General features: G+C 39.2%; 25 protein-coding genes and 2 riboswitches. Of the genes, 11 read left to right on the top strand and 14 right to left on the bottom strand.

Annotation, left to right across the window (positions count from 1 at the left end):
• Window positions 1–299 precede the first annotated feature (299 nt).
• The 3 genes from htpG to KI363_RS17320 all read left to right on the top strand — a co-directional run bounded on the left by htpG (window position 300) and on the right by KI363_RS17320 (window position 3,872).
• Window positions 300–2,183 carry a molecular chaperone HtpG gene (gene htpG, locus KI363_RS17330; RefSeq protein WP_212967106.1) on the top strand — a complete coding sequence of 628 codons (1,884 nt, stop codon included), beginning with the start codon at window positions 300–302 and terminating at the stop codon, window positions 2,181–2,183.
• A 387-nt stretch (window positions 2,184–2,570) separates the two neighbouring features.
• Window positions 2,571–3,215: a pyroglutamyl-peptidase I gene (gene pcp, locus KI363_RS17325; protein ID WP_212967105.1), complete on the top strand. Its 645-nt coding sequence runs from the start codon at window positions 2,571–2,573 to the stop codon at window positions 3,213–3,215.
• A gap of 138 nt (window positions 3,216–3,353) precedes the next feature.
• The gene (locus KI363_RS17320; protein ID WP_212967104.1) at window positions 3,354–3,872 is read left to right on the top strand and encodes a DUF1648 domain-containing protein; all 519 of its coding nucleotides are present in this window, start codon (window positions 3,354–3,356) and stop codon (window positions 3,870–3,872) included.
• 102 nt (window positions 3,873–3,974) lie between these two features.
• On the opposite strand, the gene KI363_RS17315 is transcribed toward KI363_RS17320, so the two are convergent.
• Together KI363_RS17315 and KI363_RS17310 are read right to left on the bottom strand one after the other, a co-directional pair.
• Window positions 3,975–4,157, bottom strand: coding sequence for a hypothetical protein (locus tag KI363_RS17315; RefSeq protein WP_212967103.1), 183 nt, complete (start codon window positions 4,155–4,157; stop codon window positions 3,975–3,977).
• A 137-nt stretch (window positions 4,158–4,294) separates the two neighbouring features.
• Window positions 4,295–4,402, bottom strand: a riboswitch (SAM riboswitch).
• A gap of 76 nt (window positions 4,403–4,478) precedes the next feature.
• Window positions 4,479–5,495, bottom strand: a complete 1,017-nt coding sequence (locus tag KI363_RS17310; RefSeq protein WP_212967102.1) for a hypothetical protein — start codon at window positions 5,493–5,495, stop codon at window positions 4,479–4,481.
• Between the two features lie 141 nt (window positions 5,496–5,636).
• On the opposite strand from KI363_RS17310, the gene KI363_RS17305 reads away from it, so the two are divergent.
• From KI363_RS17305 to KI363_RS17295, 3 genes are all read left to right on the top strand, one after another.
• Window positions 5,637–6,119 (top strand): Hsp20/alpha crystallin family protein, encoded by a 483-nt coding sequence (locus KI363_RS17305; RefSeq protein ID WP_158321086.1) that lies wholly within the window; start codon window positions 5,637–5,639, stop codon window positions 6,117–6,119.
• A 191-nt stretch (window positions 6,120–6,310) separates the two neighbouring features.
• Window positions 6,311–7,579, top strand: a complete 1,269-nt coding sequence (gene ilvA / locus KI363_RS17300) for a threonine ammonia-lyase IlvA (protein WP_158321085.1) — start codon at window positions 6,311–6,313, stop codon at window positions 7,577–7,579.
• 118 nt (window positions 7,580–7,697) lie between these two features.
• Window positions 7,698–8,765 (top strand): C45 family autoproteolytic acyltransferase/hydrolase, encoded by a 1,068-nt coding sequence (locus tag KI363_RS17295; RefSeq protein ID WP_212967101.1) that lies wholly within the window; start codon window positions 7,698–7,700, stop codon window positions 8,763–8,765.
• Between the two features lie 846 nt (window positions 8,766–9,611).
• Here the strand turns inward: KI363_RS17295 and KI363_RS17290 are convergent.
• The 11 genes from KI363_RS17290 to KI363_RS17240 all read right to left on the bottom strand — a co-directional run bounded on the left by KI363_RS17290 (window position 9,612) and on the right by KI363_RS17240 (window position 18,755).
• A complete protein-coding gene (locus tag KI363_RS17290) occupies window positions 9,612–10,826 on the bottom strand; it encodes an ABC transporter permease (protein ID WP_158321083.1) in 1,215 nt (404 codons plus the stop codon).
• Entirely contained in the window at window positions 10,823–11,503 is a 681-nt protein-coding gene (locus KI363_RS17285) for an ABC transporter ATP-binding protein (RefSeq protein WP_158321082.1), read from the bottom strand. The genes KI363_RS17290 and KI363_RS17285 overlap by 4 nt, the downstream gene beginning before the upstream one ends.
• Window positions 11,487–12,749, bottom strand: a complete 1,263-nt coding sequence (locus tag KI363_RS17280) for an efflux RND transporter periplasmic adaptor subunit (RefSeq protein ID WP_158321081.1) — start codon at window positions 12,747–12,749, stop codon at window positions 11,487–11,489. The genes KI363_RS17285 and KI363_RS17280 overlap by 17 nt, the downstream gene beginning before the upstream one ends.
• 516 nt (window positions 12,750–13,265) lie before the next feature.
• Window positions 13,266–13,433: a transposase gene (locus tag KI363_RS22110; RefSeq protein ID WP_373306805.1), complete on the bottom strand. Its 168-nt coding sequence runs from the start codon at window positions 13,431–13,433 to the stop codon at window positions 13,266–13,268.
• 60 nt (window positions 13,434–13,493) lie between these two features.
• On the bottom strand, window positions 13,494–14,258 hold the full coding sequence (locus KI363_RS17270) for an HAAS domain-containing protein (RefSeq protein ID WP_158321080.1): 765 nt from the start codon (window positions 14,256–14,258) through the stop codon (window positions 13,494–13,496).
• Entirely contained in the window at window positions 14,248–14,595 is a 348-nt protein-coding gene (locus tag KI363_RS17265) for a PadR family transcriptional regulator (RefSeq protein WP_158321203.1), read from the bottom strand. The genes KI363_RS17270 and KI363_RS17265 overlap by 11 nt, the downstream gene beginning before the upstream one ends.
• Window positions 14,596–14,814: 219 nt before the next feature.
• Window positions 14,815–15,588 carry a membrane protein insertase YidC gene (gene yidC / locus KI363_RS17260; protein WP_158321079.1) on the bottom strand — a complete coding sequence of 258 codons (774 nt, stop codon included), beginning with the start codon at window positions 15,586–15,588 and terminating at the stop codon, window positions 14,815–14,817.
• 38 nt (window positions 15,589–15,626) lie between these two features.
• Complete coding sequence (locus tag KI363_RS17255) at window positions 15,627–15,893, bottom strand: hypothetical protein (RefSeq protein WP_212967100.1); 267 nt, start codon at window positions 15,891–15,893, stop codon at window positions 15,627–15,629.
• 351 nt (window positions 15,894–16,244) lie between these two features.
• Window positions 16,245–17,507, bottom strand: a complete 1,263-nt coding sequence (gene cypC / locus KI363_RS17250) for a CYP152 family fatty-acid peroxygenase CypC (RefSeq protein WP_158321202.1) — start codon at window positions 17,505–17,507, stop codon at window positions 16,245–16,247.
• A gap of 264 nt (window positions 17,508–17,771) precedes the next feature.
• Window positions 17,772–18,323, bottom strand: coding sequence for an NADPH-dependent FMN reductase (locus tag KI363_RS17245; RefSeq protein WP_158321077.1), 552 nt, complete (start codon window positions 18,321–18,323; stop codon window positions 17,772–17,774).
• Between the two features lie 15 nt (window positions 18,324–18,338).
• Window positions 18,339–18,755 (bottom strand): MarR family winged helix-turn-helix transcriptional regulator, encoded by a 417-nt coding sequence (locus KI363_RS17240; protein ID WP_158321076.1) that lies wholly within the window; start codon window positions 18,753–18,755, stop codon window positions 18,339–18,341.
• Between the two features lie 318 nt (window positions 18,756–19,073).
• Window positions 19,074–19,176: riboswitch (SAM riboswitch) on the top strand.
• A gap of 190 nt (window positions 19,177–19,366) precedes the next feature.
• On the opposite strand from KI363_RS17240, the gene KI363_RS17235 reads away from it, so the two are divergent.
• The 4 genes from KI363_RS17235 (at window position 19,367) to KI363_RS17220 (ending at window position 22,800) form a co-directional block, all read left to right on the top strand.
• A complete protein-coding gene (locus KI363_RS17235; protein ID WP_212967099.1) occupies window positions 19,367–20,131 on the top strand; it encodes an SDR family NAD(P)-dependent oxidoreductase in 765 nt (254 codons plus the stop codon).
• Window positions 20,132–20,240: 109 nt separating this feature from the next.
• The gene (locus KI363_RS17230) at window positions 20,241–21,542 is read left to right on the top strand and encodes a Na+/H+ antiporter NhaC family protein (protein ID WP_212967098.1); all 1,302 of its coding nucleotides are present in this window, start codon (window positions 20,241–20,243) and stop codon (window positions 21,540–21,542) included.
• A gap of 109 nt (window positions 21,543–21,651) precedes the next feature.
• On the top strand, window positions 21,652–22,119 hold the full coding sequence (locus tag KI363_RS17225) for an S-ribosylhomocysteine lyase (RefSeq protein ID WP_158321073.1): 468 nt from the start codon (window positions 21,652–21,654) through the stop codon (window positions 22,117–22,119).
• A gap of 87 nt (window positions 22,120–22,206) precedes the next feature.
• Complete coding sequence (locus KI363_RS17220) at window positions 22,207–22,800, top strand: class I SAM-dependent methyltransferase (protein WP_212967097.1); 594 nt, start codon at window positions 22,207–22,209, stop codon at window positions 22,798–22,800.
• Between the two features lie 164 nt (window positions 22,801–22,964).
• Here the strand turns inward: KI363_RS17220 and KI363_RS17215 are convergent, their stop codons facing one another.
• Entirely contained in the window at window positions 22,965–23,171 is a 207-nt protein-coding gene (locus tag KI363_RS17215) for a cation transporter dimerization domain-containing protein (protein WP_246516925.1), read from the bottom strand.
• A 49-nt stretch (window positions 23,172–23,220) separates the two neighbouring features.
• Here KI363_RS17215 and KI363_RS17210 point away from each other — a divergent pair, with 49 nt between their 5' ends.
• Window positions 23,221–24,582: a HAMP domain-containing sensor histidine kinase gene (locus tag KI363_RS17210; RefSeq protein WP_212967095.1), complete on the top strand. Its 1,362-nt coding sequence runs from the start codon at window positions 23,221–23,223 to the stop codon at window positions 24,580–24,582.
• Window positions 24,583–24,584 lie beyond the last annotated feature (2 nt).

Genomic DNA, 24,584 nt, shown 5'->3' with positions numbered 1-24,584 from the left:
AAAAACATGAAAAAAATTTTAAAACAAACCAAAAAAGGAAAATAGTACGCAGTTTTAGGCTCTAAAAAAACCGCCAAAAGTGTTGATTTTACAGCACTTGAGGCGGTTTTAGGTGTCAAAGATGAGAATTTTTATAGCAAGTGTTTGTGAAAGTTTTTTAAATTATCGCTGAAACTTCCCTTCTAACTTACTATAGAAAAGGTTTTTTTCTTTGACACATTTAGCTCTGTATGGTATTAAATAAGTAGTTAGCACTCTCATGTATCGAGTGCCAATCATAGCGCAAAAGGGGAATTTTTATGGAGAAGAAGCTGTTTCAAGCAGAATCAAAGCGTTTATTAGAAATGATGATCCATTCCATTTATTCAAACAAAGAAATTTTTCTACGGGAATTAATCTCCAACTCTAGTGATGCGATCGATAAAATTTATTACCGTGCCCTCACAGATGATGCTTTAACTTTTAATCAAGACGATTACTACATAAAGCTTTCAATCGATAAAGAAAACCGAAAATTGAAAGTAGAAGATACAGGAATCGGGATGACAAAGGAAGAGCTGGAAGAGAATCTTGGCACCATTGCGCAAAGTGGCTCCTTGGCCTTTAAAAACGAGAATGAATTAAAAGATGGCCATGATATTATCGGCCAATTTGGTGTCGGCTTCTACTCTGCTTTCATGGTAGCGGATCAAGTGACTGTGATCAGTAAAGCTTTAGGTAGTGAAGAAGCATACAAATGGGAATCTTCTGGCGCCGATGGTTATACAATTGAACCAACCACAAAAGAAACGGTTGGGACAGAAATCATCCTAACCATTAAAGAAAATACAGAAGAGGAAAATTATGATGAGTTTTTAGAGGAGTACCGCATCCAATCGATTATTAAGAAATACTCTGACTTCATTCGCTATCCGATTAAAATGGATGTGACGGAAAGCAAACTAAAAGAAGGCACAGAGGATGAATATGAAGAAGTCAAAGAAGAAAAAACTCTCAATAGCATGGTGCCGATTTGGCGCAAAAATAAAAGCGAGTTAACGGACGAAGACTATGAAAATTTTTACGCTGAAAAACGTTATGGATTTGATAAGCCATTAGCGCATATTCACACAAGTGTCGACGGTGCGATTCGTTATAATGCGATTTTATATATCCCGGAAAAAATGCCCTTTGATTATTATTCAAAGGAATTTGAAAAAGGATTAGAATTATATTCAAGCGGCGTCTTGATTATGGAAAAATGTCCAGAGTTACTTCCCGATTACTTTAGTTTTGTCAAAGGAATGGTGGATTCGGAAGACCTATCCCTCAACATTTCTCGCGAGATTTTGCAACAGGACCGCCAATTAAAACGAATTGCCAATAATATTGAAAAGAAAATTAAAAGCGAATTGCAAAGCATGCTGAAGAATGATCGTGAAAAATACGAGACATTCTATGAAGCTTTTGGTAGACAGTTGAAGTTTGGTGTATATAGTGATTATGGCATGCATAAGGACGTTTTACAGGATCTACTTATGTTCTCTTCTTCCAAAGAAAATAAGCTTGTAACATTGGATGAATATGTTTCCAGAATGCCGGAAGAACAGAAGTATATTTACTATGCATCAGGAGATTCGATTGCTCGCATTGAAAAACTGCCACAGACTGAGGTTCTTCGAGAAAAGGGCTATGAAATTTTGTATTTCACGGAAGATGTGGATGAGTTTGCGATCAAAATGTTGATGAATTATAAGGAAAAAGAATTCCGTTCTGTTGCAAGCGGTGATTTAGGACTTGAAGATCAAGAACAGAAAGAAAAAGAAGCTTCCGAAGAAACAGAGGATAACAAGGAACTATTCAAGGCTTTGAAAGAAATTTTATCTGGAAAAGTGAAGGATGTGCGTGCTTCTAAACGATTACGGTCTCACCCTGTTTGTCTCTCTACAGATGGCGAGATTACCATCGAAATGGAAAAAATCTTACAGGCCATGCCGGATAATCAAAATGTCCAAGCCGAAAAGATTTTGGAAATTAATACAAACCATGAAGTGTTCCAATCGCTAAAATCAGCCTTTGAAACAGACAAAGATAAGCTAAACCTATACACTAACCTTTTATATAATCAAGCGCTCCTTATCGAAGGATTGCCTGTACAGGATCCGGTAGAATTTACGAATGATATTTGTAAAGTGATGGTGTAAGTGGATATCTAAAAAATAAGAATCAAGTGGATGAACAAGGATGAACAGCTAAGCAACAAGGATAAACGGCTAAGTTCGCGCCGTCCTGACGGCAGACTCAAGCCGCGACGTCCTGTCGCTTCGTCTGCACTAGTACATCCTTGTACGTCGCAACGCTGTTCTGACCAACGTCCTGTTGGCCTAAATTCGCGACAACAATCGCCACGCCTTTGTGACCTGCATCCCGTCCTGCAGGCCTCCGGTAAAAATGACACTGCGAATTGCTTTTCATAAGCGAACCCTATTTTATTGGGGTTCGTTTTTTCTTTTTAAAAACGGACAAGATTCCAGCTGAAATATGTTACCATTTAAAATAAAGATATCTAGCAAAGGAGTTGGAAAGGTACCGTGAAAAAGGTTTTATTAACTGGGTTTGATCCTTTCGGAACAGATGTGATCAATCCCGCTTCAGAAGCTATCAAACAATTAAATGGATTAATCATAGAAAATGTAAAGCTGATCACTGTTGAAGTACCAACCGTCTTTCATCAATCACGAGAAGTTGTCATAGAGGCGATTGAATTTTTTCAGCCTGATGTTGTGATTTGTGTTGGGCAGGCAGGTGGGCGTACCCAGATTACCCCAGAACGGATTGCGATTAATCTAGACGATGCACGGATTGCGGATAATGAAGGACAACAACCGATAGATGAACCTATTATTGAAAATGGCCCTGCTGCCTACTGGAGCACTTTGCCAGTAAAACGAATGGTCCATCAAATCCGAAAAATGGGGATTCCAGCAAGCGTTTCCCACACAGCAGGCACCTTTGTCTGTAATCATCTATTCTATGGAGTTATGCATTATCTTAGTGAACATGCTCCTCATATTCGCGGGGGATTCATTCATATTCCGTTCATTCCAGAACAAACCCTGGATAAATCCGCCCCAAGCATGAGCCTAAATTTAATTATCATGGCGCTAAAAAGGGCAGCCATTACAGCGGCCCATGAACAAGAGGATATGCATGAAGTTGGCGGGACGATCCATTAAGGTGCCTGGCATGCCCGTTTTCATAATTTCTAATTATTTTGCAAAGGTACATAATGTGAATCTTTCACCGTTCTAGATCGTACTTTAATAGACAGGAGATGGGCTAGTTCACCTAAAAGAAAGATGAGGCATCCACACATGATTGAGGAAAATCGTCCCAAATTAACATTACCCAAAACGAAATGGGAAATTGTCTTTAATATCGCTACCATCATCACTTTTATGAGTACGATGGTATATTTGCTTTATCATTGGAGTCTTTTACCGGAGAAGGTGCCTGCTCATTATAATGCGGCGGGGGTAGTCGATCGGTGGGGCAGCAAAGGGGAAATGCTTATTCTCCCTATCATTGGAATGATGATGTGGGTTGGCATGACCATTTTGGAACGTTATCCACATGTCTATAACTATATGGTCCCGATTACAAAAGAAAATGCCCCTGCCCAATATGTGAATGCACGTCTTATGATCAATGTTCTAAAAAATGAAATCCTGCTTTCCTTCTCTTTTCTCACATGGGAAGGGATTAAAATTGCTTTGGACGAACGAAATGGACTCGGCATTTGGTTTCCAATCATTTTTTTAGGCTTGATCTTTGGTTCAATGGGCTATTTCGTGATCCGCTCTTTTTACTTACAGAAAAGAGAGACTCGATAAGCTTGTCCAAAATGCCTGGTTGCTGATTTCCGATTTTCAGCCGGAAATCAGCTAGTAACAAAAGCATCTCTTGGAATTCTAAGAAAATTGCTTACAAAAGTTCTATTTTCTATTTTTCAAATCATCCACATGATATTCTGTCAGTGGTCTGATGAATTTCCGATATCTTTCCAGCTTAAATGCTTCTAATTCCTCCGGAGACATCTCTTTAATGACTTCACTCGCCTCCTCCTTCGTCTTATCGCATCCCTTTCCATTCTCATTTTCGATGGTCATACGTTTCAATGTCAATCCCTCCTTAAGTGAAACTTTAATCAGTGGGGTTTATTTAGCCGCCACCTTGTACAGGGAACGTAATAGCTGGTTATGCAGATAAATAAAAACCCCATCTGCATTGGATAACAGACGGGGTCATAAGACCGATCTTATCATCCAAAGCAAACAAACAGCTTTGCTGGTTTTAGCACCTTACCTATTGCAGGTTGCTGTGACGTCGTTGAGCCAGATCTCTCAGCCACTCTTGATAACTATTCAATTCATTTCAATTGTATGAGGGATTGGTAAAAATTTCAAGACCAAAGAATGTCCTTTTTCTCTAAGCGCCATTCACCATTGTTCTATTCGCTGAATACACAAAAAAGGGATCTCAGAAAGATACAAATTTCCATCTTCCTGTCCAATAATAACTTCCCCTAATCCTAACTTATCCAATTGTTTTTTTAACCGAGTAAAGGCTTGCTTATAAATGGCATCCGGCACTCTTCCTGCTTGATCAAGCGAAGCAAACAGGTCGGCTAGCTTACCTTTTTCTAGAGGCTTTCCTTCCGTGTGATTCAGTAAAACCCTTTTTAACATGCTCGCCTGCAGAATCGTAAGTGACACTTCTTGCTTCTGAAAAATCACGGACTGTTGGGCGTCAGAAAAATATAAAATAAGGGGGGACTCTTTGTTATCCGGGTTCATTAACTGCTCACATTCCTCTTTCGAAGCTAATTTCAATCCCCGCTCAGAAAGAACAGTAAAGGCATGATTTTCTAGATAGACCTCATAATGACGGATATTCTCTTGGATAGGAGGAAGTTTCAAGTTGGCCATAGATTTCTCATCCATTTTCTCTTCCGCTGTTCTTGTCATGTCCGCGGTCTCTATTGCTACTTTTAACGTGCTGTTTTGTAAATAAAGTAGGACTTGATAATGCTGTTGGTCTGATAAGCTGTAGGGCGAATCGGCGTCTCGCTCATGGCTTTTTAGCGCATTATTAAAATGAACCGCCGCTGTTATGTAAAAACTTTTCCTATAGGCATACATTCCCAGACGGTAATAAGCTAATGCATTTCCTCGATCATATTTCAGCACCTTCGCTAATGACTTCTGATCATCGACATGGTCTCTTTTATAATATGTTTTGGTATATGCACCAAAATGAACCAAATGAGCAATAAGATCTCTTTGGATTTCTTTTACATCATAAGGACTTTCACCCTTTTTTTGTCGAGAGAGTCTTCGTAACAATTCCTCCTCAACACCGATTAATGCGGAGAGAGACACACTTTTCTCTTTATCGACAGAAACTTGAAGTTCTTCTCTTAAAGCCAAAAGCTCCTCCAATGACATGTTCCGCATCTTTTCACCCCATCCCCTTTAGTTCTTCTTTTATCATACTCTTTTTAGGCATATTTTTCAGGTTCCATCCTCTATAAAAGAACATCGATTTTTTTCTAACATAAAATAACGATATAATGTCATAGGAAGGAAAGAATTCGTATGTTTCCTTGGAACTCATTCCCTTTTAACCTAAATCAAGATAAGGCTAAGGCTCCTCCCTTTGAGATCGGCAAAAATAATGTAGACGATTACGTGCAAAAAGTTTTGTCCCAAGCCTTTTCTGCTTTCGATCAGGGTGCAACGAATTCAAATGATTGGTTAGGATCTCTTCTTAAGCAAATGCCCTCTTCCACAAATCCTTCATCCTCAGATGATGTAAAGCTTTTTGAATCCTTTCAATATATCTTTATTCATATCACCGTCCCAGACGAAAAGATATTAGAAAGATGGAAAGTATACCATACAACCAATCAGCTGATCATTGAGGATTCAGAGGCCGCGCAAAACACCAAAACGATTACCTTGCCCGCCCTGGTTGATAAGAAGAAAACAACCGCCGTTTATAAAAATGGCATTTTAGAAATCATTCTTAAAAAGAAAACGGATATGCAATATACGGAAGTGGGAGTCTCAAAAGAATAAAATGGATGTTCTTTTCATTCTTCCCACTTCTCATTGCTTATAAAAATGATAGGACAAGCAACTATTTTAGAAAAAACGGATAATGAAATCGCTATCACTAAATATTAAGAATATTCCTTTGTTCAAGCTCATAATTTCATGTTATAATGTACGAATATTCTAGTTTATTAGCAAGGGAAGTGGATGACGCCATGAGTGAAACAAAATTGAAGTCAAGTGCTGTGAATGTGGAAGATATCCTGATTGCTTACCAACAATTAAAAGACGTTGTGGCACATACGCCTTTGCAAAAAAGTGAGCGTTTATCTGAGAAATATGACTGCCATGTTTTCTTGAAAAGAGAGGATATGCAACATGTGCGCTCGTTCAAATTGCGAGGCGCTTATTATAAAATCAAACGAATTGAAGCAGAAGCAAGAGATAAAGGGGTCGTGTGTGCTAGTGCCGGCAATCATGCCCAAGGAGTTGCTTACGCTTGTTCTCATCTTGGCATTTCTGGAACCATCTTTATGCCACAAACGACACCGAATCAAAAGATTGATCAGGTAAAAATGTTTGGCCGTGAATTTGTCGAAATCGTCCTAGTTGGCGATACATTTGATGATACTTCTAAAAGTGCATTGAACTATGCCGATCAGGAGGATAAAATTTTTATCCATCCATTTGATGACTACGATATTATCGCCGGACAAGGAACCGTTGCTGTTGAAATTATGAATGATTTGGAAGAACCTGTGGACTTTGTCTTTGCTAGTATTGGTGGTGGCGGCTTACTATCAGGTTTAAGTTCTTATATTAAAAATTTATCCCCACATACACATATGATTGGAGTAGAACCTGCTGGGGCAGCTAGTATGAAAGCAGCCATTGACAATAAAGGCATTACCACCCTTGATTCAATCGATAAGTTTGTGGACGGCGCCGCAGTCGGCTGTGCGGGCCAAAAAACCTTTGAAATTTGCCAACAATATGTGGATGATATCATTCCTGTGCCTGAGGGAAAAGTATGTACGACGATTTTAGATCTTTATAATAAGTATGCGATCATTGCAGAACCTGCTGGTGCCCTCCCTATCGCTGCATTGGATTTTTATAAGGAAGAAATCAAGGGGAAATCCGTTATTTGTGTCGTAAGTGGCGGGAATAACGATATTGGGCGGATGCAGGAAATTAAAGAAAAATCCTTATTATATGAGGGCCTTCTCTATTACTTTATCGTAAACTTCCCGCAACGCGCTGGAGCCTTACGTGAGTTTCTCGATAATGTCCTCGGGCCAGAGGATGACATCACCCATTTTGAATATACGAAGAAAAACAACAAAGAAAGTGGTCCGGGATTAGTTGGTATTGAATTAAAAAGACCAGAAGACTATGCCGGTTTAGTGGAACGCATGCAACAAAAAGGCTTTCCTTATACAGAAGTGAACAAAGATAGTACTCTGTTCAATCTTCTTATTTAATTAAAAACTTGGGGGCGTTTGTCCTCAAGTTTTTTCCTTTTGGATCGTAATTGCGTGACATCGTCTGGCGAGAAGAGGTACGATGAATATACCTAAAAAAACACGAGAGGGATCTACGTTGAAAAAAATCTATAGCGACATCATTCAATATCGAGGGACTCATTATGACTTTGGCTTTGCACAAGGCAAAGAAATAAAGGATTCCCTTACCATTAAAAATCGCGAACAGCAATGGAAAGTGCGAAAGCCACGTTTTTCCATTGAAGTGGAAGAAGTTAGGCAAGCGATTCTTCCGTTTGCCCCGGGGGTTTGGGAGGAATTATTGGGGCTGCAGGCGGCACTGGAGTGGCCAATGGAACGGGTTCTCGCTGAATTTGGGGGCTACCGTTTAGATTATGTAAAATCAGGGTGCTCGATTTTAACAGGTGAAGATTATCTCATTCGCAACTATGATTATCATCCGAAAACGTATGAAGGCCGCTATACATTATTCCAGCCATCTGACCAAGGCTATGCGATAATTGGACCGAGTCAAAGAGTGACCGGCCGCATGGATGGGATGAACGAAAAAGGTCTAGCCATGGGCTATAATTTTATGAATCGGAAAAAGCCAGCAGATGGATTCATTTGTTGTATGATTGGAAGACTGATTTTAGAATCATGTGCTTCTGTGGGTGAAGCGGTTGATTTGTTAAAAGAAATTCCTCACCGTCATTCTTTTAGCTATACCGTGTTTGATTCGAGCGGTGAAACGTATATTGTGGAGGCTACGCCTCGCCAGATTGAGGTGCGCCAGGCAAAAATGTGCACCAATCATTTTGAAATTTTAACAGACGAAAATCGCCATCATCTTGTCGACTCAGAGCGACGCTTGGATGCTATGAATGCGAAGTATAAGGAACTTTCTGACGCAAAATCTGCCTTTCGTTTTATGAATGGTCGCAATCAAGGGGTTTTCTCCGAATTATATAGTAGCTGGGCTGGGACGATCCATACTTCTGCTTATTTGCCTAGAGAAATGAAAGCCTGGATCGCTTTAGGCGGAGACCAAGAGCCGATTGAGTTTGATTTTTTAAAATGGCTAAGTGGAGAAGATCTTATTTTGAAAAAAATTACAGGTGAAGTGGATACCGATATCCCGTTTGTTCATATGGACGAAGGGGCGCATTGGTCGCGAAAAAGGTAAGTTTTAACGTGAGCCACTGTCTCGCTAAGTCCGAGCGTATTTTTCGTATATCCGAAACATGGTTGGATCAACGTTTTCTAGCCTTTCCCTTGTTTTCGCATATCCAAACCTTGATTGGATCGACGTTTTCTCGGCTCTCCTTTGTTTTCGTACATCCAAACCATGGTTGGATCGACGTTTTCACGGCTCTCCTTTGTTTTCGTACATCCAAACCATGGGTGGATCGACGTTTTCTCGGATTTCCTTTGTTTTCACACATCCAAACCTTGATTGGATCGACGTTTTCTCGGCTCTCCTTTGTTTTCGCATATCCAAACCATGGGTGGATCGACGTTTTCACGGCTCTCCTTTGTTTTCGCATATCCAAACCTTGGTTGGATCGACGTTTTCACGGCTCTCCTTTGTTTTCGCATATCCAAACCATGGGTGGATCGACGGTTTCTCGGCTTTCCTTTGTTTTCGCATATCCAAACCTTGATTGGATCGACGGTTTCTCGGCTTTCCTTTGTTTTCGCATATCCAAACCTTGGTTGGATCAACGTTTTCTAGCCTTTCCCTTGTTTTCGCATATCCAAACCTTGGTTGGATCGACGTTTTCACGGCTCTCCTTTGTTTTCGCATATCCAAACCTTGGTTGGATCGACGTTTTCACGGCTCTCCTTTGTTTTCGCATATCCAAACCTTGGTTGGATCGACGTTTTCTCGGCTCTCCTTTGTTTTCGCATATCCAAACCTTGGTTGGATCGACGTTTTCTCGGCTTTCCTTTGTTTTCGTACATCCAAACCATGGTTTGCTATACGAGAGTAAAAAGGCTAATTGCTCAAGCGCAATTAGCCTTTTTCCATCTATTCATATCTTAACGCATCAATCGGACTTAATTTGGATGCTTTGTTTGCTGGTAAGATTCCAAATATAATGCCGATGAAGGCTGAGAAGCCGACACCGATGATGACGACGATTGGGCTGACCATGGCATTGATTGGAGACAATAACGTAATTAAACCTGTCCCAACACTTGCCAAGCCGATTCCAATCAAGCCACCTAATGAGGTAAGTGTAATCGATTCAATTAAAAACTGAAATAAAATTTTTCCTCGCGTAGCTCCGAGTGCCTTCCGCAAGCCAATTTCCCTCGTTCGTTCGGTTACGGAGACGAGCATAATATTCATCACACCGATTCCACCAACAAGCAGAGAAATGCCGGCGATGCTACCAATAAAGATTGTCATAATTAAAATCACTTGGTTAAATTCGTCTTCAAACTCTGACATATCAAAGGTGGTATAATAACCCTGTTCAAGCTCTTTGCTTTCCGTTAAGGTCTCGGCGGCTAGTCTTCCTGTCTCCGACATTACTTCTGGGCTTTCGGCGATGAGTGAAAGTTTGTCGATCTCATTACTGCCAAACATTAGTGAAATAACCGCACGCGGCATTAGTATTTCCCCATTTTCACTCCATTGAAATTGCTCAGGTATGGGAGATTTATATACACCAATCACTTTATACGGATTATCATCAAGGTCAATAATTTCCCCAATTGGATTTTCATTCTCTTTGAAGAATTTCTCCCTAGCGACTTTATCGATCATGATCACTCGATTCATGCCATCATTGTCTCGAGCATTGATCGGTCTCCCTTCCAAAATTTCAATACTTTGCGCTTGGAAGTATTCTGGGCCAACACCCGTAATGTCCATCTCACCTGTTTTTTCATTATGAGCTAACATGCCCCAACCAGAATTTGTTCCAATTACGGCTTTGACACCTGGAACTGCCTCAAGAGTTTCTAAATCTTCGGCGAATAATTCAGGCTCTTCCCATGACCATCCCCCACTTTCCATTTCCTCTTCCGTTGGTTCATACTCATAGTATAGCTCAATAACATTTTCATCGACCGCAAATAATTCATCCGTCAAATTATCTTGCGCCCCTTGACCAAGTGCTACAATCGTAATTACGGCAGCGACACCAATAATAATACCAAGCATCGTTAAAAGAGCTCGGACTTTATGATTCCAAATCGAGGAGAAGGCAATCTTGAAGCTTTCTAAAATATTCATGATGTCATCCTCCGATCATCTATGACCAGACCATCCCTTAGTGTAATGACCCGATTGGCATATGCCGCCACTTCTTCTTCATGCGTAACGAGGATCACCGTCTTGCCTTCTTGATTCAACTGCACAAAAAGCTCCATAATCTGCTTACTTGTTTTAGAATCGAGGGCACCTGTTGGTTCATCTGCCATTATCACGGATGGGTTATTCACAAGCGCACGAGCAATCGCCACCCTTTGCTTTTGCCCACCAGATAATTGGTTGGGTAGATGTTTTACACGATCCCCAAGTCCTACTTTTTCTAACATTTGCTGTGCTCTTTCCCTACGCTCTTTTTTTGAAACACCTGCATACACTAGTGGTGTTTCTACATTTTTTATCGCATTTAGACGCGGCAGCAAGAAGAATTGCTGAAACACAAAGCCGATATGGCGATTACGCAACGCAGCTAATTGCTTTTCTCGAAAAGCGCTAATTTTTTCATTGTTTAATTCATAGTCTCCACCTGTTGGGTAATCGAGGAAACCAATGATATTCATTAAAGTGGATTTCCCTGAACCGGATGGACCCATGATCGCAACAAATTCACCATCTTCAATGGAAAGATCAATCCCATGCAGGACGGGAACTTTCAAAGAACCATTCCCATACACCTTGGTAATCTTACTCAACTTCATCATAGGATGTCACTTCCATTCCATCATACAATCCAGGATCTGGGGAGATAACAACCAATTCACCCTTCGTCACACCTTCCGTGATCTCAATGAATTCATCATTCATTTTTCCTGTTTCAACTTCGCGTCGCTGTAAAACGCCATCAACAAGCACATAAATGACTTCAACCATTTCGCCGCTGCTATCTTCGCCCTCTTCCATCGCTTCCTCTTCCAAAATCGCCATATGAGGAACAACTAAAGATTTTTCCCCTCCGCCCATCTTAACTTCTAAGGAAACATGAAACCCTTGACGTAGTTCAGAGGTATCGTCTTTAATCGCGACCTTAAATGGATAGGTTGTGACATTTCCGCCACCACCCATATCATAATCTTCTCCCCCTCCGCCATCATCTGAAGGGAATTGGGAAACAGATTCCACGACACCTTTCCATTCACGATCTTTAAACACTTTTGGGCGAATGATGACAGGTTGATCTTTCGCAATTTTCACTGCATCAAATTCATTCATCGTGCCAATGACTTTATAAGGGTCACTAGAAATAATATGGACGACAGGCTCGCTGGCACCCTCTTCTGTCTTTTCGATATTCTCGTTTATTTTTACAACAATGCCATCAATTTTACTCACAACAGTCATTGCTTTGATTTGTGCATCTAATTCATTAATCGTTTCCTGAGCTGTTTCAATCTCTTCTTTTGTCGCTTCATGGTCCATTTCAGCCTGAACTAGTTCATTTTGTAGCTGATTAACATCATCTTGTGTTACAACCTCTTCCACTACTTCGGCCTCAGGATCTATTTTACGACCCACCTTTTGCTTTGCTTCTCTAATCTTTTTATCTAATTCCGCCATTTGGTTAATCTCGATTTGCATTCTTTTTTTAATTAAATCTCGATCACGTACAGCTTTATCAAATTCGCGTTTTAATTTCGAAGAATCATAGAGAAATAGAGGATCGCCGGCTTTCACCTTTTTATTTTCCTCTACCTTAAATTCTTGAATTTCGCCATTTTCGGGTTCTAAATATACCTTTTGTTCACTTTCAGGTACAATTTTTCCCGTCACTAAGATACTTTCCGTTAATTCTTGCTCATCCGCCTTTTGGACGGTAAGAGGCATGTCTTCCATTTCATCTGCCCCATCGACCATTTTTGCCCCCATGTTCATAACAAGAGCGGCCCCGCCTCCGAGGATGATCAAAACCCCTACAACAATACTAATCCAAATCCAGACCTTTTTCTTCAAAATGGATCCCCCTTCAATTCTCTCTACTAAAATAATATTTTAACTCTATATACTATAACGTAAAAAATGACAAAAAGGTTTCTCTTTTATTAAAATATTTTTACAAAAGATGACATACTCCATCCGACCACTTCTACTTCTACTAACTTTTGACAATATATAGACGTCAAATCGTATAGAACTCCTACAGAATATGAGTGAATTTTTCACTCTGTCCAAGAGTAATCGTTTGAGATAACCACTTGGAAACGAAAACCTTACTTTTACCTTAATTTTGGTTCATCATTGTTTAGCTTCTGTTAAGGTAAATCTACTACTTGGAATTCACTGGCTACTAAAGTTAGATCTAACATTAACTCGTCGTGGCAGAAAAAAGGGGGTAATCGGAAAATAGTGTGGAAAAGTCAGCACCATAGATTTCTTCATACACCCATTCATAGCCAGTTTTTCCCCAATTTGGGAATTGATCAGGTAACATTTTTCTGAAAGTAACTTCAACTTCTTTGAATTTCTTTTTTACTTTACGATATCCTTGTGTAAATAAAATTTTTGCCCAAGAGCTTCAAATGAGTAACCACGACCAACATGGTTCATTGTCTTAATTAAACGATTTAAGGACTCTGTATAGGCATTAGTAATGGGAGAATTAAAATAGTTAAATATCTCTTCTTCCCAATTGTTCATTGATTTAACCAGATCTTCAAAATAAGTCATTAATCCTTATAGTTTGGTAGATGAATCATATTAGTATCCATTACTTTTCTCCAGTTTGGATAATATCCAAAGGTAAATACCAATTCCACCATAAGTCATGATAACACTTATGATCATCTGTGTTTCCTCTTGCAATGGAGTCAGGCTCAGTAAATAATTGGGCAGTATTAAAAATGCCATGATAATAATCAGAGTCCAAGATTTTGCCCAAATGGAAACACCTATTATAATCAGTGCTGCAACCACACCGATAGCCAGGCTTCCCTTATTGCCAAAATAAATGAGGGTAGTGTCGAAGGCTCTATTTAGGTAGATCAACCCAACAAACAAAGCTATGGGCAGTATCGCTATACTACCTAATATCAACCCCTGTATTTTGAGAGATCGATTTGCTGTAGAAATAAATTTAAATCCTATAAAAACAGAAGCAATAAATATTGCACCTATTACAATATGCCCGATGATTTCCAAGATAGAATAGGAAAGATTTCCTTCCCATAAATCAATGAAAATTGAAAAAGAAAATGAGCCAAAAACAATAAAACAAATGTATTTGAACCAAGTTCGATAGTCAATTACCATTTCATCAGAAACCATTTTCATATATTCCTTTGGTGATTTTCCAATAATTTTTTCAATGGGTTTTCCTTTTTTCTCAGCTTCAAATAAATGAACTTCTAACTCACTTACAATATCTTCAATTTCATCTGGGTTTTTCCCACTGGAAAATAAGTATAGATTTAGGTTTTCTATGAACTCTTGGCTCTTTTTAGAAAGTTGTAATTCATTTTTCAATTATCTCATCTCCTTTTGTAAATTTTGTATCTGACTCATAATCTAACACTCTGTTAACATTGTTCTGTAACGTTGCCCAACGTTCCTCGAAATTTTTTAATTCCTGCTCACCCTTAATTGTTAGTGAGTAATATTTTCTTTTAGGTCCAGCTGTTGATTTTTTTAATGTTGATGTAACTAATTCTTCCTTTTGCATCCGCATTAACAATGGATAAATTGTCCCTTCACTAAAAGACTCAAACCCATAATTACCCAACTTCTCTGCCAATTCATATCCGTAGACTTCTTTATTTTTTATAATTGCCAGTAAACAGCCATCAATTATACCCTTTAGCATTTGTGTTGATGACAAGCCTCTTCCTCCTTTCTCAGTAACTTGCAATACAAGAGTTATGATTAAAATATATCTTGCATTACATGATTTATAATAAGTATAACTTCATTAGTCTTGTAATGCAAGGTAAGAAATGAATTAAAATCTAAACAGGAAGAATTCCACACGATTATCCGAATACCCAAAAAAGGTAGCCCTTTTAAGAGACTACCTTTCACCATTTTAATTCTTCGATTCTTCCTCTACCTTTTCAGGATGTTGCGTATAAAATTTCCGGCCGAGCCATGTTTGGAAAATCATGAAAATACCGCCGACCACCCAATAAAGGGGTAAAGCCGCTGGCGCTGAAAAAGAAATGAACATGATCATAATTGGCGAAATATAAGCAAACATCTGCATCTGCTTTTTCTGTGCTTCTGGAACGGTGGCCATTGACACTCTCGCTTGGATAAAATAAACAAATCCTGCGATTAACATCATGATTCGATCTGGACTTCCTAGGTCAAACCAGAGGAAGGAGTGATTCGCAATATCCTCCGAGCTACGAATAGCCCAATACAGCCCCATCAAAATAGGCATTTGAATGATAAGTGGCAGACAGCCTACACCAAGAGGATTCACATTATGTTTCGTATAAAGTGCCATCATTTCTTGTTGAATTTTCTTCTGCTCTTCTGGGTCTTTTGTAGCCCGTAAGCGTTTTTGGATATCGTCCATTTCCGGTTTGATTATATCCATTTTCACTTTCATTTCTTGCTGTTTCTTATACGTGTTCAACATAAATGGCAACAAAATCAAACGAATAATGAGCGTAATCACAATGACAGCAAGTCCAAATTCGCCCCATAAGGCAGAGCCAATTTCATGAATTCCCCATGAAAGCGGGCGGACAAATATATTATAAAAAAAGCCAGTTTCGTTTTCTACACCTGAACAGCCACCAAGCATAAGAGCAGCGATCACAAGCATAGAAAGTAAGATTGTGTTTTTTTTCAATTCGAGTTCACCTTTCTACTTTTAAAGTTTTTGTCTTTTTAAATAGAAAAGTGGTGATCATCTGAATCATCTGGGGATTCTTGCCTTCTCACTGTTTTCATTAATTGAAAGCGACGATGACGCGGTCTTTCATTTTGAATAGTGGGCATGGTAAAGATGTTCAATTGAACAGATTCACTTGCTCGCCCATTCGCTTGGACAGAACGAGAAAGCATGATTAATTGCCAGCTTAAAATCCAAATAATCGCGATCGTAAGTGGCAAAACCCACTCAGCATATGACTCTTGCAGTAATAAATCATACATGGCTAACACCCAATTTCTTCATCCAATTTAGCATCTCGTTCTAGGAACCCGGAGGAATTTATTCCATTCCTCATACAAGATGCAACACTTTTAGTTTCCAATACTAAAAGTATAGTAGTTATTTGAAAGAATGTAAAAGGGTTTATTTGCAAATTGCTAAAAATAGAGTTAAGAATGGGAATCGAATAAGGTTCGGTATTTTTTAACAGAGAAAGCAGGAGGATTAATCGCTGAAGAAAATTATAAAATGTTGGGCATAAGATGTTCATGGTGCATGAGGCTCTTTCAACTTCGATATTTCGCGGTCCATGAACTTGCCACGGGCCACGAAATACCGAGGTACTTGAACTTTCATTCATCAAGCGTAGATTTCTTCCTACGAATATGACTCATAATAAAACCACTAGCTGGCAAGGTTGGCATTTTTACCAAACTAAAGCTTACATCCTGCTTAGGGACATCATATTCTATTTTGTTCACAAGAAAATCTAATGTTGCTTTCAAGATTTCAACGGTAATTCCCTCTCCTGGACAACGATGACCTGTCATAGGGTCTCCACCACCTTGGGGAATGAAATTATATAAGCTTGGTTCCTCTTTTAAAAAGCGATCTGGTTTAAATTGATCCGCTTCTCCCCATTGCTTTTCATCATGGTTCGTCCCATAAAGATCCAGTATCACAAGCTGCCCTTTTTTAAAATCGCATTCTCGCCAAGTAAAATCTTTGCGCACTTTTGCTCCAAGGAACGGACCGAATGGATAATAGCGACGCACTTCTTGGACAAAGGCCTCTCGTTCTTGATCTGTCGTTAGGCGTGTCCGAGATTGGAGATGCTCATGCAAGGCCAAAGCCTCGAAGGTAATAAAAACAGCGATGGCTACAATGGGGCGTAATACATTGTTCAACTCAACAGCGGCGGTATGAGTATCTAAAAGCTCACCCTTTAGATCTTTGTGAAAAGCAATCGTATGAAGAGGGGTTCCTTCCTTTGCATCCAGATTTCCATTCCGTACATCCTCGATTAAGGAACCTGCCCATTCGTCCAGCTTTGTTCTAGCTCTTCTTCCTTTCCAATGCCGTGGCCCAATTGCGCCAAAGGCATCCACCAATGATGTAAATTCATCCGCCCGCTCCGCTACAATCGCTTCTTCTAGAGGAACACCTGCCCATTCACAGGCAGTCCGGCATAATACTTTCCGCGCCTCTTCAAATAACACAATATGTTCCGCCTGTTCCCATTGTTCGATACAGTCTTCCCATTTCGCTAACACGAGTTCGCCCAATTTCTTTTCCTCAAGTGGCGTCATCATGGATAGAAACAAACTTTTCCGATGATCATGCTCTTTCCCATCCAATGCTTGTACACCACCAACGCCAAACAATGACTTTTGAATCCGTTTCGGGATAGCTCCCTCACGTTGGAAAAGTTCTGTGTTATAAAATAACTTGGCCGCTTCTTCCCCCCTCATGCAAACCGTATGTTTGCCTAGTAAACGTGCCTCAAATAAATCTGACTGATATTTTTCCACTCTATTTTGAATGAAGTGATATCCTTCTTGATATAGAGATAAACTATTATCTAGACTTTTATCTTGGGGTACTTCGTTGTTCATGGCCATGAATAGATCCTCTCCTTTTCTTAATCAAACAATTGTTTAAACATATATCCCTTTTACATTTGACAATTATCGGGGAATTTAAACATATACAAGAGATAGAAAAAAGGAGAAGACGATAAAAGCTATAATTCATTGGCATCACAACAGAATGATTAGGCATATATGTAGGACAAAAAGGAAAGATGCAACCAGGTATTTTCCCTTGTTCATCTATCCTTTTTTGTTTCATTATTTCTTCTTTTAGGTGCTATAAGTTGATTAGTCTTTTTTAGACAACTTTACAAAGTCAACAAACTTGTCCACAACGACATCTAAAAAGCCAAGAGTCGGCTCGTCCGCTAACCGCCCTGATTGATCATCGAATTTTTGCGCCGCAAAATTAATGAGGATCTCATTTCCGCTTGGTGGAAGTAATTGGGCTTGAAGACCTGAAAGGATCTCACGTAAGTGAAGCTGTGCCCGAAGTGTTCCAGCCATGCCAATACTAACGCCAGCAGCCATGACGGGTTTACCAATGAAAACCTTATCGACCCTAGAAGCCCAATCGATTGCATTCTTTAGCACTCCAGGGATCGACCAGTTGTATTCTGGAGTGATGATGATCACCCCATCTGCATTCGCAATGGACTGCTTGAATTTTTTCACAGTTTCTGGTGGGTTGTTCTCTTCGTCTTGTTCATAATGTGGCAAAGAACGAATATCCGCAATGTCAATATTCATTTTTGCACTGTAACGTTCTTGCATGGTTTTCGCTAGTTGCATGTTATAAGAATCTTTGCGAAGACTTCCTACAATGATAACAATGTTCATAAAGTTATTTCCTCCTTAAATGTTGTTCATCACTTTGGTGATCAGTTTCTGCAGATCGTCAATCTCCTCTTTCGTCATACCCTTCGTTAAAGTTTCACGCATGTTTCGTTGTATAGGTATAACTGAATGAGCAAGCCGTTTCCCCTCATCTGTTAAATGTATTTTAAAACTGCGTTTATCATTGGGGTCAGCGACTTTTTTTATATATCCCTTTCCCTCCAAGCTCGCAATCATACGTGCGATGCCGGCTTTGTCCTTATTAAGTTGTGAGACAAGCTCATTAGATGAAACGCCATCTTGATTCCAGAGAATCATCATAATGAGATTTTGCTCTGGAGCAAGGTTGAAGGGCTCCAAATGTTTCCTCACATAACTTGTTATCGCCAAATCCGCATTATGGATTAAAATTCCAATATGATCATTCAAGTTCAATAGAGTGAGAACCTCCTTCAACTTGTTGACTAGACAACGTTGACATATCAACTATATTCGTAATGAATATATTTGTCAAATTCCCTCCTTTCCCTCCTTTCCCTCCCCATGCATCTAAAATAGTTTTTTAACAAATGCATGAGTGTTACTAATGCTGCTAATCCCCAGTATCATCACAAATAAATTGTTCGTTGTATCGTAAATAATAGGTTAGAAGATACCAAAATTTAACACTACTGACTATGAACGACTGAAACTATTGACTTACATAGTTGTTTGGTGTAATTTAATATTAATCAACTTCATACATTATAATATTTCTTATCTAGAGAGGTGGAGGGACTGGCCCTACGAAGCCTCGGCAGCGGACTCAGAGAAGTACTGTGCCAATTCCAGTAGTATAAGCACTTGAAGATAAGAAGAGGATTCTACCTATATGCTTTAAAACCTCTTCTACCTTTAAAGAAGAGGTTTTTTCACGTTAGAAGGTATAAAGCTTAATTTAATGCGGATGGATTTTAGGATAATCTTTTCTTTTATTAACAACAGTTGAAGCTTATCTCTAAAGCTTTCATCTGTTGTTCTTTATTTATTCAAGAGGGGGACAACCAATGTACACCATGGATTTAACAGGAAAAGTAGCCATTGTTACAGGTGGGGCAAATGGCATCGGAAAGGCCATTGTCGATGCATTTTTGGATTGCGGTGCAAAAGTGGCAGTGGCTGACATGTCCGTAACAGAAAAAGACGCAAACGATGATATATATTATGTTCAAACCAATGTATCTAAAAGCGATCAGGTAGAAGATATGATCAAAAAAGTAATCACTCACTTCGGAAGATTGGATATTTTAGTCAATAACGCAGGTATTTCCACCATGGATTATATGGTTGATATAAAAGAGGAAGATTGGGATCGGACGATGGACGTGAACGCAAAAGGCGTGTACTTATGTACGCAAGCAGCCGCCAAAGTTTTGCAAGCCCAGGGTAAGGGCGGGAAAATCATCAATATTTCTTCACAGGCTGGCAAAAATGGCTATCGGCTAATGGGAAGCTACGTAGCCTCCAAACATGCAGTACTAGGTATGACAAAAGTAGCTGCGATTGAACTGGCCAAAGATCAAATTAATGTAAATGCTGTATGTCCCGGAATCGTAGAAACGGATATGAAAAGAACTGAAAGAGTAATCGGTGGAGAACTTCGGGGGCTTGACGAGGAATTAATTCGGCTAGAAGATAACTCCCAAGTACCATTAGGAAGAACGGCATTACCAGCAGATATTGCCAATGTTGTGGTCTTTTTGGCCTCAAAATACTCTGATTATATGACTGGACAAGGTATAAACGTTACAGGTGGGATGACGATGAACTAATTCGGCAATATCAGTTTACTTAACAAGTGAAGATGAATAAAGGATGTTCAAAAAGTCCGATTTATCCTCCTTTTTGAACTCGCACTAATAGAATTCAGGAGGTCATTTTATGACAGATAAACAAAAACAAGGGAGTCTTCTTGCCTTACTGCCATTACTTATTTTTGTGTTACTTTTTATCGGTAATGGAATTATTTCTGGAGACTTTTCAAATATGCCATTAAATGTAGCGATTATTATTGCAGTCGCTGTCGCATTAGCTATGAACAGGAAGGAAACCTTATCCAATAAATTAGACATCTTTGCAAAAGGGGCAGGCCATCCTAACATCATGTTAATGGTTGTCATCTTTATATTAGCAGGTGCCTTTGCTGAAACAGCTAAAGGAATGGGGGCGGTTGATTCTACCGTTAACATGGGGCTATCCTTCATCCCTACTAATTTCTTGATGGTAGGATTATTTATTGTTGGTTGTTTTATTTCCATTTCAATGGGGACATCCATGGGGACAGTGGCTGCTTTGGCGCCAATTGGCATAGGGATTGCAGAACAAACTGGAATATCCATGGCTTTGGCTATGGGAACTGTCATGGGCGGAGCCATGTTTGGCGACAATTTATCAATGATTTCAGATACGACGATCGCTGCTGTTCGGACGCAAAAAACAAAAATGAATGACAAATTCAAAACCAACTTTTTTATCGTTTTACCTGGAGCGATTGTGACAGCCATCATTCTTTGGCTCGTAACAAGGGGAAATGAGATCCAGACTCTTGGGGAATATCCTTTTCATTTCATTAAAGTTCTCCCTTATATTCTCGTGTTAGTTGCCGCCTTAGTAGGGATTAATGTTTTTATTGTCCTGCTCGGAGGTACAATTTTTGCCGGAATTATCGGCTTAATCGATGGTTCCTACACAGCAACAGGATTGATTAAAACAGTCTCACAAGGCATTATAAATATGGAGGACATTGCTATTGTCGCCGTACTTATTGGTGGCATGATCGGCATCATTCAACATAATGGAGGAATTGATTGGCTGCTACACTTTGTAACAAGTAAATTGAGAACAAAAAAGGGAGCGGAATTCGGAATTGCCGGATTGGTCAGTGTAGCAGATATCGCAACAGCCAACAATACCATTTCGATTATTATGACAGGCCCACTAGCAAAAAACATTGCCGATGAATATAAGATTGATCCAAGGAAATCTGCAAGTATACTAGATATTTTTGCAAGCTGCTGGCAAGGAATTGTTCCTTATGGCGGACAAATGCTTGTCGCTTCTGGACTAGCTGCTATTTTACCTGTTAGTATCATGCCGTTCTCATTCTATCCCATGGCACTTGGTATCTGTGGTATTCTTGCCATACTCTTTGATTTTCCAAGGTTTCATAAGAAGAATTCCTAAGATCTGTAAATGCTGGGTGATTCTTACGTAGTCAGATAAATACTTATTACAATAAAATATGTTACTATAATAGTAGATAAAATTATGAATTTTTAGGAGTGAAATCATTATGGTCCAAAAAATGAATGTTGAAAGTTTTAACCTTGATCATACAAAAGTAAAGGCACCTTATATTCGTCTAGCAGGTGTAACGGAAGGCGAAAATGGCGATGTCATTCATAAATATGACCTTCGTTTCAAACAGCCGAATCTAGCCCATATGGAAATGCCAGCTTTGCATTCACTAGAACACTTAATGGCTGAATTAATTCGTAATCACCATAATAGTGTCGTCGATTTGAGCCCAATGGGATGTCAAACAGGCTTCTATCTAACAGTTATCAATCATGACAATTACGAAGAAATCTTGGACGCTGTTGAAAAAACGCTGAATGATGTACTCGAAGCAACCGAAGTTCCCGCCTGCAATGAAGTTCAATGCGGATGGGCAGCAAGCCACAGCCTTGAAGGTGCACAAGCATTAGCCCGCGAAATGCTCGCTAAAAAAGATGAATGGCACAACGTATTCGGTGAATAAACATAAGCGTAGAAAGCGAACGGAATAAACTGTTCGCTTTTCTATTTTCTAAAAAAGATGCTTTTGATCAAAAGGAGAATTATTCATATGAAAGATGAAAAATATCATTCTGAAGAAATGGAACGATTTACGAAAAGAGTTGAATTTCTTGAAGATCCTGAAAAAAGAGAAGATATATCACCTGAAAGGCTACTAAGTATACTCCCTTTAAAAAAAGCTGATCATATTTTAGATTTAGGCGCAGGAACTGGCTATTTTACGATTCCAACGGCTAAAGCCGTGGAAGATGGCGCCGTATTTGCAGTGGATATTGATCCGAATATGCTAGGGATGATCCAGTCCAAAGCCAAAAAGGAAAAGATCCCAAATATCAAAACTCTAGAAGGCAGTGTTGCTGATATTCCGTTGTCCGAGGATTCCATTGACTTTGTACTCGTTTCATTAGTGCTACACGAGCTTAAGCCTTTATTATCTGCTTCGCTTCGGGAAATTAAACGGGTACTGAAACCTGGTGGATCTTTCGTATGTATGGAATTTGAGGCGGAAGAAAATCCTACCCATCCCCATCCGAGAATTTCCTCATCCGCTATGGAACAGGAAATCACGGCAGCAGGGCTAAAAGTAACACAGAAGTTATTTCCAACCGATAAAACATATATGATCATTGCCAGGAAATCATAACCGAAGATTTTTGTAGTAAAATAAGCATTCATAAATTTAGGCATATCCCCTCATTTTTCAAGGGGAATTAGATATTTGACGCCAAATATAGCTTTCTCTTCTCGGTATCGGTCGCCTTATGATGATTTTCTTTTGTTTGCTTGGACAGTAAGTGTATATCTGTGTTAATTTTTTATTTTGAGCTCTATATGAACATGAACTTCAAATACATCATGTTCCTTGATTAACACTTCTTCCACGCGTTCAGAGATATCATGGGCGACTCCTATAAATGCTGAATCTACAAAAATGACTACATCTACTACTGCGTTGCTTCCATATTTTCTACCTCTTATATCCTTTAAGTCTATAAATAGCCTTTCTTTCTGCATAAATTCTCGATATTTTATTTGTAAAATGTTCAGTAGGTGGTGTCTAAACTTGAAGAAGATTTCAATTAAAATTGGCCTTCTCTTTTTTTGTTTGATTTTCATGATGGAAGTGTGCTTATTTTTTCTGTTACACCAAAAAATTGCTCATTCAAGGATCGCTGAGGAATTATCCGCCTTAGTGACAAGAGGAAATAACCATCGGGATGTGTTAGAAACATACTATAATGATGAGACGATTCATCATATTGCTTTAATGGAAGGGAAATCTGATACGGAGGTAGTGATCACTAATAATCAAGGGGAGATTATCATTTCCTCAACAGATATAAATAATCAAATGCATCAGTTAATCAAAACAGAAAAAAAAGAAATGTCCAGAAACGGGAAAATCATTGAAAATAATTGGCAGGACAAGCCCTATATTGCCGCCGTTACCCCTTTTGAAACGGACATTGATAACGGTTTTGTTTACATGTTCAAGGATACAAGGCAAGTAAAAGAATTAATGCAACAGTTAAACAGACACTTTCTCATTGCCGGAATAGCTACTGCGATTGTTACAGCGTTCATCATCTTGATTCTCTCGAGGATTATCGCAAGACCCCTTATAAAAATGAAAGAAGCGACCAAAAAATTAAGTAAAGGGAATTTTTCTATCCAACTAGAGAACAGCAGCAATGACGAGCTAGGAGAACTTGCTGATTCTATACAATCGCTCGCCAATGAACTCAACCATCTCAAAACGGAACGGAATGAGTTTTTGGCTAGTATTTCCCACGAACTAAGGACACCCTTAACGTATATAAAGGGGTACGCTGATGTCGCCAAAAAAGATCATATAAGCATGACAGATCGGGTGAACTACTTAAACATCATTACAGAAGAGGTAACAAAGTTGACTACCCTCGTAACTGAATTAATGGAACTGGCTCAGTTAGATAACAACACCTTTACCATTCAGAAACAGTGGTTTCCAATTTGTGATTCTTTGAAAAAAATATCAACAATAATATTGCCATCTTTCCAGGAATCAGGAATTACATTACGTATGATCTGTCCGGAAAACTATCAGATTCTAGCCGATCCGATTCGTTTCGAGCAAATTTTAATCAACTTATTAGATAATGCACGAAAATATTCCCCACGCGGAACCATTACAACTGTAAAAGTAAAAAAAGAAAATGCGGACATTAAGATATCTATTCAAGATGAAGGGAAAGGCATCCCTAGTAAAGATCTTCCATTTATATTCGAACGTTTTTACCGTATTGATAAATCCCGCTCCCGTGAATTAGGCGGTACAGGCCTTGGACTATCTATTGTAAAAGAATTAGTGGATGCACACCATTGGAAAATCGAAATCGCAAGTGAAATCAATAAAGGTTCCACTATTACCATAACAGCGAGGTGAAA

Source organism: Lederbergia ruris (assembly GCF_018332955.1).
In the GTDB taxonomy this organism is placed as follows: domain Bacteria; phylum Bacillota; class Bacilli; order Bacillales; family Bacillaceae_C; genus Lederbergia; species Lederbergia ruris.
The sequence above is the reverse complement of the archived record's forward strand: the minus strand, read 5'-3'. Positions and strand labels throughout refer to the sequence as shown.

Coding starts and splice junctions, on each gene's coding strand:
- htpG (WP_212967106.1), top strand. CDS start 300: ATGGAGAAGAAGCTGTTTCAAGCAGAATCAAAGCGTTTATTAGAAATG.
- KI363_RS17320 (WP_212967104.1), top strand. CDS start 3,354: ATGATTGAGGAAAATCGTCCCAAATTAACATTACCCAAAACGAAATGG.
- KI363_RS17310 (WP_212967102.1), bottom strand. CDS start 5,495: ATGCGGAACATGTCATTGGAGGAGCTTTTGGCTTTAAGAGAAGAACTT.
- KI363_RS17305 (WP_158321086.1), top strand. CDS start 5,637: ATGTTTCCTTGGAACTCATTCCCTTTTAACCTAAATCAAGATAAGGCT.
- ilvA (WP_158321085.1), top strand. CDS start 6,311: ATGAGTGAAACAAAATTGAAGTCAAGTGCTGTGAATGTGGAAGATATC.
- KI363_RS17290 (WP_158321083.1), bottom strand. CDS start 10,826: ATGAATATTTTAGAAAGCTTCAAGATTGCCTTCTCCTCGATTTGGAAT.
- KI363_RS17285 (WP_158321082.1), bottom strand. CDS start 11,503: ATGATGAAGTTGAGTAAGATTACCAAGGTGTATGGGAATGGTTCTTTG.
- KI363_RS22110 (WP_373306805.1), bottom strand. CDS start 13,433: ATGAACAATTGGGAAGAAGAGATATTTAACTATTTTAATTCTCCCATT.
- KI363_RS17265 (WP_158321203.1), bottom strand. CDS start 14,595: ATGCTAAAGGGTATAATTGATGGCTGTTTACTGGCAATTATAAAAAAT.
- KI363_RS17255 (WP_212967100.1), bottom strand. CDS start 15,893: ATGTATGATTTATTACTGCAAGAGTCATATGCTGAGTGGGTTTTGCCA.
- cypC (WP_158321202.1), bottom strand. CDS start 17,507: ATGAACAACGAAGTACCCCAAGATAAAAGTCTAGATAATAGTTTATCT.
- KI363_RS17245 (WP_158321077.1), bottom strand. CDS start 18,323: ATGAACATTGTTATCATTGTAGGAAGTCTTCGCAAAGATTCTTATAAC.
- KI363_RS17235 (WP_212967099.1), top strand. CDS start 19,367: ATGTACACCATGGATTTAACAGGAAAAGTAGCCATTGTTACAGGTGGG.
- KI363_RS17230 (WP_212967098.1), top strand. CDS start 20,241: ATGACAGATAAACAAAAACAAGGGAGTCTTCTTGCCTTACTGCCATTA.
- KI363_RS17225 (WP_158321073.1), top strand. CDS start 21,652: ATGGTCCAAAAAATGAATGTTGAAAGTTTTAACCTTGATCATACAAAA.
- KI363_RS17220 (WP_212967097.1), top strand. CDS start 22,207: ATGAAAGATGAAAAATATCATTCTGAAGAAATGGAACGATTTACGAAA.
- KI363_RS17215 (WP_246516925.1), bottom strand. CDS start 23,171: ATGCAGAAAGAAAGGCTATTTATAGACTTAAAGGATATAAGAGGTAGA.